The 12,356-nt window shown below is 55.9% G+C and carries 8 protein-coding genes; 5 read left to right on the top strand and 3 right to left on the bottom strand.

Translation table 11 applies throughout. The features are described from left to right. Nucleotides 1-45 precede the first annotated feature (45 nt). The 5 genes from AB8809_RS19060 to AB8809_RS19040 all read left to right on the top strand — a co-directional run bounded on the left by AB8809_RS19060 (nt 46) and on the right by AB8809_RS19040 (nt 8,125). The gene (locus AB8809_RS19060) at nt 46-1,833 is read left to right on the top strand and encodes a TolC family protein (RefSeq protein ID WP_349855270.1); all 1,788 of its coding nucleotides are present in this window, start codon (nt 46-48) and stop codon (nt 1,831-1,833) included. After that, complete coding sequence (locus AB8809_RS19055) at nt 1,833-2,588, top strand: efflux RND transporter periplasmic adaptor subunit (RefSeq protein WP_012773379.1); 756 nt, start codon at nt 1,833-1,835, stop codon at nt 2,586-2,588. Before AB8809_RS19060 ends, AB8809_RS19055 begins: the two co-directional genes overlap by 1 nt. Continuing rightward, a complete protein-coding gene (locus tag AB8809_RS19050; protein WP_349855269.1) occupies nt 2,585-3,940 on the top strand; it encodes an HlyD family efflux transporter periplasmic adaptor subunit in 1,356 nt (451 codons plus the stop codon). Before AB8809_RS19055 ends, AB8809_RS19050 begins: the two co-directional genes overlap by 4 nt. 2 nt (nt 3,941-3,942) lie before the next feature. Beyond that, nucleotides 3,943-6,072 carry an HlyD family efflux transporter periplasmic adaptor subunit gene (locus AB8809_RS19045; protein ID WP_225181469.1) on the top strand — a complete coding sequence of 710 codons (2,130 nt, stop codon included), beginning with the start codon at nt 3,943-3,945 and terminating at the stop codon, nt 6,070-6,072. Between the two features lie 322 nt (nt 6,073-6,394). Further along, complete coding sequence (locus tag AB8809_RS19040) at nt 6,395-8,125, top strand: polysaccharide lyase family protein (protein WP_349855268.1); 1,731 nt, start codon at nt 6,395-6,397, stop codon at nt 8,123-8,125. Between the two features lie 73 nt (nt 8,126-8,198). On the opposite strand, the gene actP is transcribed toward AB8809_RS19040, so the two are convergent. The 3 genes from actP to acs all read right to left on the bottom strand — a co-directional run bounded on the left by actP (nt 8,199) and on the right by acs (nt 12,252). Continuing rightward, nucleotides 8,199-9,857: a cation/acetate symporter ActP gene (gene actP / locus AB8809_RS19035; RefSeq protein WP_349855267.1), complete on the bottom strand. Its 1,659-nt coding sequence runs from the start codon at nt 9,855-9,857 to the stop codon at nt 8,199-8,201. Further along, nucleotides 9,854-10,165, bottom strand: coding sequence for a DUF485 domain-containing protein (locus tag AB8809_RS19030; protein WP_349855266.1), 312 nt, complete (start codon nt 10,163-10,165; stop codon nt 9,854-9,856). The genes actP and AB8809_RS19030 overlap by 4 nt, the downstream gene beginning before the upstream one ends. 125 nt (nt 10,166-10,290) lie before the next feature. Further along, on the bottom strand, nt 10,291-12,252 hold the full coding sequence (gene acs / locus AB8809_RS19025; RefSeq protein ID WP_012773385.1) for an acetate--CoA ligase: 1,962 nt from the start codon (nt 12,250-12,252) through the stop codon (nt 10,291-10,293). Nucleotides 12,253-12,356 lie beyond the last annotated feature (104 nt).

The following is a 12,356-nucleotide window of genomic DNA, read 5'->3' as shown; positions in this document are numbered from 1 at the left end:
TGCCAGATGAAGGGAACAGACAAATAGAAGATGGGGAGAACCCGGGTGAATCAGCACATAGCGCATTTCTGGGATAGCCAGCAACACGACAGTCAGCAGCAGCACGTTCAACACGAGGCTACACCACGCACCGCGGGCTCCCGGGTGTTACGGATCGCGGTGACCCTTGCCTGTTTGGGGCTGGCCGGCTGTGCCGTCAAGCCGGAGCCGGTGACGATCGAACAGCAGGTCGCACAGGCGCTGAGCGACAGAACGCAGATGTTCGCCAATCAAGAACCGGTGCGCGGCACGATCACGCTGGATGAGGCGATTGCCCGTGCGCTGAAATATAACCTGCAACAGCGGGTCGCACTGATGGAACAGGCGATGGAAGATGACCTGTTGGGCGTACAGAATCTGGACATGCTGTTACCTAAACTGACCGCCCGCGCTGGCCTGCAAACCCGCGATAATGTCGCTGGTTCCAGCAGCCAGTCGGTTACCACGGGTCGGCAATCACTGGAAGCGTCCACCAGTCAGGATCAGACCCAGCGTACCGCCGATCTGACGATGAGCTGGAACGTGCTGGATTTTGGTATCAGCTATTTCAACGCCAAAGTACAAGCGAACAAATCGCTGGCGGCGGAAGAGCGTCGTCGTCGTGTGGTCGCGGATATTACCCGTCAGGTGCGGACCGCCTATTGGGAAGCGGCAACGGCGCAGCGTTTGCAGCCAGAAGTGACGACTGCGTTGACGCAGGCGCGTCAGGCACTGGAATACGCGCGTCAGACTGAGCAACAGCGTCTGCTGGCACCGGTTGAGGCGCTGCGTTTCCAGAAAAACATGCTGGAGATGGTACGTCAGTTAGAAATCGTTGACAGCGATCTGGTGGTGGCGAAATCCCGTCTGGCCGCGCTGATGAACCTGCCGCCGTCGAGTAAATACGATGTCGTTGTACCGAGCGAAAGCAGTCTGGTCGCGCCGAAGATGGCCTACTCGCTCGACGATCTGGAAAACTTCTCGATGGTTAAACGCCCGGAAGTGCGTGAAGAGAGCTATCTGGCACGCAATAGCGTACTGGAAACCCGCAAATCGTTGCTGCGCCTGCTGCCGGGTGTGTCGCTGTTTGCCGGTATCAACGGCGACAGCAACAGCTATCTGGTCAATCACCAGTGGGCAAACGCGGGTGTTCAGGTCAGCGGCAACCTGCTGAACGTGCTGTCGTGGTCGTCGGTTAAACGTGCCGGACAGGCGAATGAAGATCTGGCGGAAGTTCGTCGTCAGGCGCTACGCATGGCGGTGCTGACACAGGTGAACGTCGCCTGGCAGGAATATCAGCAGAGTACGCGGATGTTCGGTCGCTATCAGGAACTGGCGCGGATTCAGCGCGGTATCCTCAACCAGACCACGCTCAGCGTACAGCATCGTGCCGAAACGCAAATGGAGCAGGTACGCGTCAGCACCGAAACCATTCTGACCACCCGCGCACGTGACCGCAGCTTTGCCGATGTGCAGAACGCGCTGGGCGCGGTGTATCAGGCTGCCGGACTGGATGTGCTGCCGGATAACGTGAACGATGTCAGTCTGGCGGCGCTGAGCAACTCGATTGCCCGCACCACAGGGAACCTTGAGAAAGGTGGCGTTGCCGTGCCGCGTCTGTCTCTGTCAACACCGGCTACGCCTGCCACCACGACGGCTCCTGCCGTCACTGCTTCTGCAACAGGTTCCGTTGTCACGAAACCCATCACGCCTGTGGCGGTAACGCCATCGGCCAACGCGGGGAAACCATACCGCGTCGTGAATACGGATATGTGGGATAACCTGCAATCCCTACAGGCCGGAGGTTCGCGTTAATGGCTGTCGGCATGATGCGTCCGCTGTTACTGGTGAGTGCGTTAAGTCTGCCCCTGTGGGGGCAGGCTGCGACGACGGGAGACATTCGCGTACAGCTTAGCGCGCAGCGCTATACCGTGTTATCCAGCGAAATTGCCGGGAAAGTGACGGATATTGCGGTGAAAGAGGGCGAACACTTCAAGCAGGGTGATACGCTGGTGACGTTTGACTGCACCGTGCTGCGCGAAAAGCTGAACTACTCAAACGCGGCAGAGAATGCCGCGCGTAAGAAGCTGGCGATTGCCGATCGGCTGGATAAGCTCAATTCGATCAGCCTGTCGGATGTCGATCAGGCGCGATCGTCGGTGTCGATGGCGCAGGCCGAAAGTGGCGTCAATCGCGCCATGTTGCAACGCTGTGCCATTAAAGCCCCGTTCTCCGGCCGTGTCACGGAAACCAAAGTGAAGCGTTGGGAATCGGTGCCGGAAGGCAAAGAGCTGTTAGCGATTTATGATGACAGCGCGTTCGAATTGGAAATGATCGTGCCGTCCCGCTGGCTGGTGTGGCTCAAGCAGGGCAGCGCTTTTCAGGTTACGTTGGATGAAACCGGCCTGAGCTACCCGGCGGAAATTAGTCGGCTCTCGTCAGCGATCGATCCGGTCAGTCAATCGGTAAAAGTCTTTGGTCGTATTACCCAGTCTACCGCCGGATTGCTGCCGGGCATGAGCGGCGTGGCGCAAATCGTGCCGCCTGATGCAGGCAGCGTGTCGCCATGACCGAACGGAACACGACCGCAGCACAAACTGAACAGGATATCCGGCTGGCGCTGCTGGCCGAACTATTACAGCTGCAAAGCCGTGCCAGAGCACGTGAAACGCTAGATGAACTGGCGTTTTTTATCGTCAACGAGACGCATAATTTAGTGAAGTATCGTCAGGCGCTGCTGTGGGACTGCGATAAACAGCGCTTGCAGGCGGCTTCCGGGCTGGCCTCGCTCGATCACAACGCGCCATTTTGTACCGAATTTAGTCGCTTGTGCCGCCAGTGGCAGGAAGAAGGGCGTCAAACGCAGACGCTACAATGCCGCGAGCTAGCTACTGACGATCGGATTTTGTGGCAGGAACATCTGCCGGAGTTTTTACTTTGGCTGCCGCTGCGTTTACCGCAGGGTGATGCGCCGCTGGTGCTGGCGCTAGCGCGGGACAGCGCGTGGCTGCCTGCTGAGATCGTGCTGCTGGAAAAACTGGCGGACGCCTACGCGCACGCCTGGTCGAGTTTGCTGAAGCAACGTCGTCGGCAGACCAACACCAGTCCGAAGAAACGTCGTTTGATCCTGGCGGGGATCGTGGCGTTGGTGTTGATCTTATTGATCCCGGTTCGCCAGTCGGTGCTGGCGCCAGCGGAGATCGTCGCACACCGTCCGGTGATGGTGCGTGCGCCTGTGGCGGGCGTGGTGGATGATATTCTGGTTCGTCCTAATCAGAGTGTCAGTGCCAATCAGCCGCTGGTGCGGCTGGACGTGCGCGAACTGGAAAATCGGCTGGAATCCGCGCGGCAGGCGTTCGCTACGGCTGATGCCCAGTATCGTCAGGCACAGCAGCAGGCGCTGTTCGATGCCAATAGCAAAGCCAGTCTGGCCGTGCTGCAAAGCCGCCGCGAGCAGGCGCAGAGCGACATGGATTTTCTCCAACGTCAGCAAGAACGCATGCAGCTTACTTCCCCGCGCGACGGCGTGGCGATTTTTGATGATAGCAACGACTGGATTGGGCGCTCGGTGTCGGTGGGAGAACGCATCATGATGATCGCCGATCCGCACGATGTTGAACTGGAGATCCAGTTGCCCGCGGCGGACGCGATTGCGTTGGAAAACGGCGCGGATGTGCGCTTGTTCCTCAATGTTGCACCGAATTCGGCACAGGACGCGCGGCTTGAGCAGATTGGCTACCGCGCCGCGCCAACGCCGGATAATGTGATGGCTTATCGGCTGCGGGCGCGCTTTACGCAGGATGATCCACAGCTGCGTGTGGGCCTGAAGGGGACGGCTAAGCTGTACGGGAAACGCACGGTATTGTTTGTCTACCTGCTGCGTAAACCGCTGGCCTCTCTGCGCGTCTGGCTAGGGGTTTAACGATGGCCGGAGGCGCGACCCCAGCCGCCGGACTCAGCCCGCTGCGCGATGAACTGATCCTGCACGCCGGGCCGGCTAATCGCGACGGATCCCCCAGTTGGACGCTGGAAGATCCGCTGCGTGGTCTCTATTTCCGTATCGGCTGGGCAGAAATGGCGATGTTATCGCGCTGGTCGATGGGGAACGCGGCGCAGATTGTGGCCGAGGTTAACCAGACTTCTGCGCTAACGCTCGATGACAGCGATGTGCAGTATTTCAACCGTTTCTTGCAGGCTAACAGCCTGACACGCGTTGCCGGCGATGACGCGCTGGCGCAATTTTCTCGTCAGGTAGAGCAGTCGCGCGTTTCCATTTGGCGCAAGCTGTTGAAGAACTATCTGTTTTTCCGTATTCCCTTATGGCATCCCGATCGTTTTCTGGGCGCGACGCTACGGTGGGTTGAGCCGTTTTTCAGCCGAACCTTCCTCAAACTGACGCTGCTGGTGGCCGTGCTGGGGCTCTTTCTCGCCGGACGCCAGTGGGAAACGTTCAAGCATACCTTTCTGCATTTCTTCACGCTGGAAGGCGCAGCGCTGGCGGGGCTGACGCTGTGTTTTACCAAGATCCTGCATGAGTTCGGCCACGCCTACACCTGCAAGCGCTTTGGTGCGCGGGTTGCCACGATGGGTGTCGCATTTCTGGTGATGATGCCGGTGCTGTATACCGATACCTCTGGGTCGTGGAAACTCACCCGCCGCCGACAGCGGATGGCGATTGGTGCGGCAGGCATGATGACCGAACTGGTGCTGGCGGCGTGGGCGACGCTGGCATGGAGCTTCTTGCCGGACGGTATGCTGCGCAGCGCGGCGTTTATGCTGGCAACGACGACCTGGATTATGACGCTGGCGATTAACCTCAGTCCGCTTATGCGTTTCGATGGCTATTTTCTGCTTTCCGATGGGTTACAGGTGCCGAACCTGCAAAATCGGGGTTTTGCGATCGGCCGCTGGCAGATGCGGGAATGGCTGTTTGGCTTGGGGGATGCGCCGCCGGAACACTTTCCCCGCTGGCTACAACGCACGCTGGTGGGGTATGCCTTCGCGGTGTGGATATACCGTTTCTTCCTGTTTACCGGTATCGCGATTCTGGTTTATCACATGGCGTTCAAGCTGCTGGGGATGCTGCTTTTCGCCATTGAAATCGGCTATTTCGTGGTGATGCCAGTGGTGAATGAAGTGCGCGAATGGAGTAAACGCCGTAAGGATTATCGTATGAACCGTAATATGACGACAACGTTGACCGTGAGCGCAGTAGTTCTGCTTTTGCTGATGATTCCCTGGCAGCGCGGTGTGTACGCGCCAGCGCTGCTGCGGGCGGAACAGCAAAGCAGCCTGTATATGCCCGTGCCCGCGATGGTTCAGCGCATTGAAGTACAGGTGGGTCAGCCTGTACGCGCGGGACAGACGCTATTTACGCTGTCGTCTGACGCGCTGGTGCATGAACGGCAACAGCTGGAGCGACAAATCGCTACGCTGAACTGGCAAAGTGCCTTTCAGGTTTTCAACAAGGAAGCGGCTGGCGACCACCTGCGAGTGAAGCAGGAGCACGACGCGGCATTACAAAAGTTACAGGTATTGCAGCGTCAGTCTGAACAGCTGACGGTACGTGCGCCGATAGACGGTGTGGTGGCTGACATGGCAACGCCGTTGGCAACGGGTGAGTGGCTGGGGCAGGGCGAATGGCTAGCGGTTGTCACCAAGCCGACCGGCGGGCTGGTAGAAGCGTTCGTGTCGGAAAAAGACTGGCAGCGGCTTCACTCCGGCGCAAAGGGGACGTTTTATTTACAGGATGTCAGCCGCTCGTCGCTGCCGCTCACCATTGTGGAGATCGCCAGCACGGCCACCCGCGATCTGAACGCTGCGCCAGAGCTGGCATCGATTTACGGCGGCGATATTGCCACGCTGAGCGATGCACAGCGCAAACTGCACCCTGAACAGGCCGTTTATCGCGTGCTGCTCAGTTTGCCTGAAGACTATCGTGCTCAGCCGCAGGTGCTGCGCGGCACGGTGGTGATGGACGGTGAGGCGCAAAGCCTGCTGGTTCGCGGCTGGAAGGTGGTGTCTGCGGTACTGATTCGCGAACTGTCATTCTGATCAGTTTTGATTTCTGCGATGTCGATCCTGACTTTCTTCCTGTCATTGCCAGCTTCCTGTTTCTGCTGGCAGTGACGTGAAGGAGGGCGCTTATCCCCTCGATTATGTTGTTCCTATCACTGCTATATATTTAAAATAGCTGGAATTTTTTATATCTCAGGCTACACCCAATGTTAGATGTTAGGGGAAACACGGTGATGAGGTTCCCGCAGGGACACCTCGCGCCGTGGTAGCCCCGTGTATCTCGATATTGAAGCGGCAATAGCCTGAACCACTGTGATGAAAATTCTTGTCTAACCGACTGGATACAAGAGGGCTGACTGTGAAGCGATCTGTCTTGTTGTTGGTGGGGGCCATGCTGGCGCCCTATAGCTATAGCGCGCAGGATAATGCGGTGTCGTTATCCGTTTCTGGTTTGAATACCGTGCTGGATAACGGCTTACTCAGCGTCGCATTTGGCGAGGATGGCAGCGCGGTGCGTATGGTGACGGGAGGCAAAAATATCGTCACGAATTTGTCTGGTGCGGCGCGCGATCCGAGCAAAACGCGTAGCGCTTACCTCGATTATTATGTCAACAATGTTCATGCTAAAGGCGTCAAAGATTTTGTCCCCGAGCGGGTAGAGGTGCTGCGCAACGATCGTGAGATGGCGCATGTCGCCTATATCGACGATCGGGACGGGCTGTTGCGGCTTGAATATCATCTGATTATGCGTCGCGGCGTTAGCGGACTTTACAGCTATGTAGTGGCGGAGAATCGCGGCAGTCAGGACGTTAAAGTCAGTGAACTACGTAACGTATACCGTTTCGACCCTGCCCGGTTAGACCATCTCTATAACGGCGATCGTCAGGGTAAACCACTGCTCTACAGCCAGCTTGAAGCCTCGCCGAAGGTACAAGATGAAACCTGGCGGCTACCGGATGGCAGTATCTATTCCAAATATGATTTTGCTGGCTATATGCGTGCCGCGCCTTTTTGGGGTGTTTTTGGTAATGGCGTCGGGGCGTGGTTGATTCACGGCAATCGGGAGTATTTCTCCGGTGATGCGCTCAAGCAGGATTTACTGGTGCATCAGGATGCGATCATTTTGAACTACATGACGGGTTCACACTTCGGTACGCCGGATATGGTGGCGCCTCCGGGCTGGAAAAAATTCTACGGCCCGTGGCTGCTGTATATCAATCAGGGCGATACCGAGCGGATGCTGGCAGATGCCCGGCGTCAGGCGCTGACGGAAGCTGTCAGTTGGCCGTACCAATGGGTGGATGATTCCCGCTATGTGCGCGATCGCACCCAGGTGAGTGGACGCGTTGCCAGCCAGCAGCCGGTGACGGTGGTGCTTTCATCATCATTGGATGAACCGTTTGATGTACAAACCCGCGGTTATTCGTATCAGGCAACGACTGATACACATGGGAATTTTGCGATTTCCCATGTCCGTCCGGGCAATTACCACCTTGCGATCTACGCCAATAGCGGTACGCAGCCGGGAATATTGGCAGAACAAACGCTGTCTGTTTCTGGTGATAAACAAGCCCTGCCGGTGATTGTTCTGCCTAAAGCCGAACCCGTTATCTGGGCGATTGGACAGGCAAATCGCCAGGCGAGTGAATTCCGCTTTGGCGACGAGGCACGCAACACCCGCTGGCAACATGAGGTGCCTGCCAATCTGACGTTCGATATTGGCCGCAGCGACTATCAACGCGACTGGTATTACGCGCAGACCAAACCGGGAAAATGGGATATCCGTTTTGCCCTGCAACCTGAGAAGAAAACCTATTTCCTGAATATCGCATTGGCGGCAGCCAGCAATAGCGGCATGAGTGAACCGACCCTGCCACAGCTGGCGGTAGCGGTAAACGGCAGGATGCTGGAAACGCTGACTTACGAAAATGACAAAACCATTTATCGCGGTGCGCTACAAAGCGGTCGTTATCACCTAGCCCGCATCCCTGTGGCATCCCACTTGCTGAAAAACGGCAACAACACGATCACGCTGCAATTAAAAGGCGGCAGCGTGATGTACGACGTGGTGACCTTAAGCGAGGAGTAAACCAGTTTTAATAACGTGGAGCGTTGGAGTCAGAGAAGAATTGGCCCGCGAAAGCGGGCCAATGAGAGGGAAATTAGTGGGAACTGCCTTTTGAGGCGCCGACGCCGGTTTGTGAACGGACAAACTGTGCATGGAAACGCGCACGTTCCTGCTGTCCCGCTTCGGAGCGATCGGTGATGGAGAAGAACCAGATACCGATAAACGCGACCAGCATGGAGAAGAGTGCTGGATAATCGTAAGGGTAAATGGGGGTGGCGTGACCGAGGATTTTCACCCAGATAGTCGGCCCCAATATCATCAAAATAACAGCCGTAAGCAGCCCAGCCCAGCCGCCAATCATGGCGCCGCGTGTCGTCAGCTTTGACCAGTACATCGAGATGATAATGATCGGGAAGTTACAGCTGGCAGCGATGGAGAAGGCCAGACCGACCATGAAGGCGATATTCTGGTTCTCAAACAGGATACCGAGCGAAATCGCCACGACACCCAGCACCAGCACGGTGATTTTCGAGACTTTCAGCTCATCACGCTCTGTCGCTTTCCCTTTTTTGATCACGTTAGAGTAGAGATCGTGGGACACGGCAGAAGCGCCTGCCAGCGTCAGACCGGCGACGACCGCCAAAATGGTGGCAAAGGCTACGGCGGAGATAAAGCCGAGGAAGAAGTCGCCGCCGACCGCATCAGCCAGATGCACCGCCGCCATGTTATTACCACCGATGAGTGCGCCTGTCGCGTCCTTAAACTCCGGATTAGCGCTGACCAACAGGATGGCGCCGAAGCCGATGATGAAGGTCAGGAAGTAGAAATAGCCCATGAACCCGGTGGCGTAGAACACGCTCTTTCGTGCTTCTTTGGCATCGCTGACGGTGAAGAAGCGCATCAGAATGTGCGGCAGACCGGCGGTACCGAACATCAGACCTAACCCGAGGGACAGCGCGGAGATGGGGTCAGAAACCAGTCCGCCCGGGCTCATGATCGAAGCGCCTTTTGGGTGAACCGCCATTGCCTGCTTGAACAGTGCGTCAAAGCTGAAGCCGACGGATTTCATGACCATGACGGCCATGAAGGTGGCGCCGAATAGCAGCAGGACGGCTTTAATAATCTGTACCCATGTGGTGGCGAGCATGCCGCCAAACATGACGTACATCACCATCAGAATACCGACCAGTACCACGGCCACATGGTAGTTGAGGCCGAACAGCAGTTCGATAAGTTTCCCCGCGCCCACCATTTGTGCAATGAGGTACAGGGCTACAACCACCAGTGAACCACAGGCGGAAAGGCTACGGATCGGACGCTGTTGCAAACGGTAGGAGGCGACGTCAGCAAAGGTATAACGTCCGAGGTTGCGTAGCCGCTCAGCGATCAGAAACAGAATAATTGGCCAGCCGACCAAAAAGCCGAGTGAGTAGATCAGGCCGTCGTAGCCGGAGGTATAGACCAGTGCAGAAATACCGAGGAAGGACGCGGCAGACATATAGTCGCCCGCGATCGCCAGCCCGTTTTGGAAACCGGTAATATTGCCGCCAGCCGTATAATAATCGCTTCGTGAACGGGTTTTCTTCGACGCCCAGTAGGTGATATACAGCGTACCGCCGACGAACAACAGAAACATCACGATGGCTTGAATATTCAACGGCTGGCGCTGAACATCCCCCGTGAGGGCATCTGCCGCCCACGCAAGCACCGGCAGCGTCAAAAGCCCGAACAGCATCATAAAGCGTATTTTCATTGCTTTACCTCATCCAGTAACTGTTTGGTCAGACGATCAAATTCACCGTTAGCGCGGTAGACATAAATGCCTGTCAGAATGAAGGAGATCGCAATCAATCCCACACCAATCGGAATACCACGGGTAATGCTGGAACCTGAGCTGATAGGCGTTCCCAGCCAGCCAGGTGCAAAGGCGATGAGCAGGATAAAACCCACATAAAGCACCAGCATGATCAGTGAGAGAAAAACAGCGAAACGCTGCCGTTTGTTGACCAGTTCTCTGAATAAGGGGTTACTTTCAATCCGTTGATAAATGGCATCATTCATCGTAAGTCTCCAGTAATCTGTAGTGTTGAGTATTGCCGCGACGTCACCACCTGATTTATCGCCAGCCACATCCCCGCAAGCCACGTCATGGCTTACGGGAATGAAGAGAGCGGTGGGTCAGAGGGTTATTGAGAGGCGGTACTCATGGCCTGCTTTTCTTCGAGCAGTTTTTCGACGACGCCAGGATCGGCCAGCGTTGAGGTATCCCCCAGATTGCTGGTATCACCGGCGGCGATTTTACGCAAAATACGACGCATGATTTTGCCGGATCGCGTTTTCGGTAAAGAGTCAGTCCAGTGCAGGATATCCGGAGTTGCAATCGGGCCGATTTCTTTACGTACCCAGTTGCGAACTTCCGTATACAGCTCGCTAGACGGCTCTTCGCCGTGGTTCAGCGTGATGTAGGCGTAAATAGCCTGTCCTTTCATATGGTGTGGAATGCCAACCACGGCTGCTTCGGCAATTTTGGGATGGGCAACGAGTGCTGACTCGATTTCTGCCGTCCCCAGACGATGGCCGGAAACGTTCAGCACGTCGTCAACGCGGCCCGTGATCCAGTAATAGCCATCTTCGTCACGGCGCGCGCCGTCACCGCTGAAGTACATGCCTTTGAAAGTAGAAAAGTAGGTTTGCTCGAAACGATCGTGATCGCCAAACAGGGTGCGTGCCTGACCCGGCCAGGAATCCACGATGACCAGATTGCCTTCCGCAGTGCCTTCCTGAGGGTTACCGAGGTTGTCGACGAGCGCAGGCTGTACACCGAAGAACGGACGTGTCGCGGAGCCGGCTTTTGCTTCAATCGCGCCGGGCAGTGGGGTGATCATGAAACCGCCCGTCTCCGTTTGCCACCAGGTGTCGACGATAGGACATTTACCGTTGCCGATTTTGTTGAAGTACCATTCCCAGGCTTCCGGGTTGATCGGTTCACCGACGGAACCCATGATCCTGAGTGATTCACGCGATGTGCCTTCGATCGCTTTATCACCTTCAGCCATCAGCGCGCGGATCGCGGTGGGAGCGGTGTAGAGAATATTGACCTGATGTTTATCGACCACTTGCGCCATGCGTCTGGCGTCTGGCCAGGTTGGCACACCTTCGAACATCAGCGTAATCGCGCCGCATGCCAGTGGGCCGTACAGTAGGTAGCTGTGCCCTGTGACCCAGCCGACATCTGCCGTACACCAGTAAATATCGCCGGGATGATAATCGAAGACGTATTTGAAAGTCAGTGCAGCATAAACCAGATAGCCGCCCGTGGTGTGCAACACGCCCTTGGGTTTACCGGTCGAGCCTGATGTATAAAGGATAAATAGCGGATCTTCCGCATTCATCTCTTCTGGCGGGCAATGATCGTCTGCTTTTTCAACCAGATCGTGCCACCACAGATCGCGCCCCTCTTTCCACTCACCGATCTTACCTGTACGGCGGAAAACGATAACGCTGGAAATGGTGGTGACGTTCGGGTTCTTTAACGCTTCATCAATATTCTTCTTCAGCGGAATAACCCGTCCGGCGCGTACGCCTTCATCGGCGGTAATAACCAGCTTGGCACTGGAATCGATAATGCGCCCAGAAATGGCTTCAGGGGAGAACCCGCCGAAGATCACCGAGTGAATCGCCCCAATTCTGGCGCAGGCCAGCATGGCTACGGCGGCTTCCGGCACCATCGGCATATAAATGGCAACAACATCGCCTTTCTTGACGCCCTGTGACTTCAACACATTGGCGAAACGGCACACGGACTGGTGCAGTTCGCGATAAGTGACTTTTTTGCTTTCTGTCGCGTCATCACCTTCCCAGATGATGGCCGTTTGATCGCCACGTTCGGCCAGATGGCGATCCAGACAGTTTGCCGCCACGTTTAGCGTACCATCTTCAAACCAACGAATACTGATATGGCCAGGGTCGAATGAGGTGTTCTTGATCGTTTTATAAGGTTTGATCCAATCGACGATCTTTCCCTGCTCACCCCAAAAAGCGGCGGGATCGTCAACGGACAGCCGATACATATTTTCGTATTGCTGGGCATTTATCAGTGCATTTTCCGCAATTGCGGTGGGAATGGCATGTTTATTATGTTGTGTCATAGCGCTTCTCCTTAAACATGTTAATGCTATGTCAAATAATGGTTAATTGTAGTTAACCAGTTATCTTTGTTTCTTTTTTGCGCGATTGATCACGCAATGCAGGA

It is taken from the genome of Pectobacterium aroidearum (assembly GCF_041228105.1).
Lineage (GTDB): Bacteria > Pseudomonadota > Gammaproteobacteria > Enterobacterales > Enterobacteriaceae > Pectobacterium > Pectobacterium aroidearum.
Note: the sequence above shows the minus strand (reverse complement) of the source record. Positions and strands in the feature narration are given on the sequence as shown.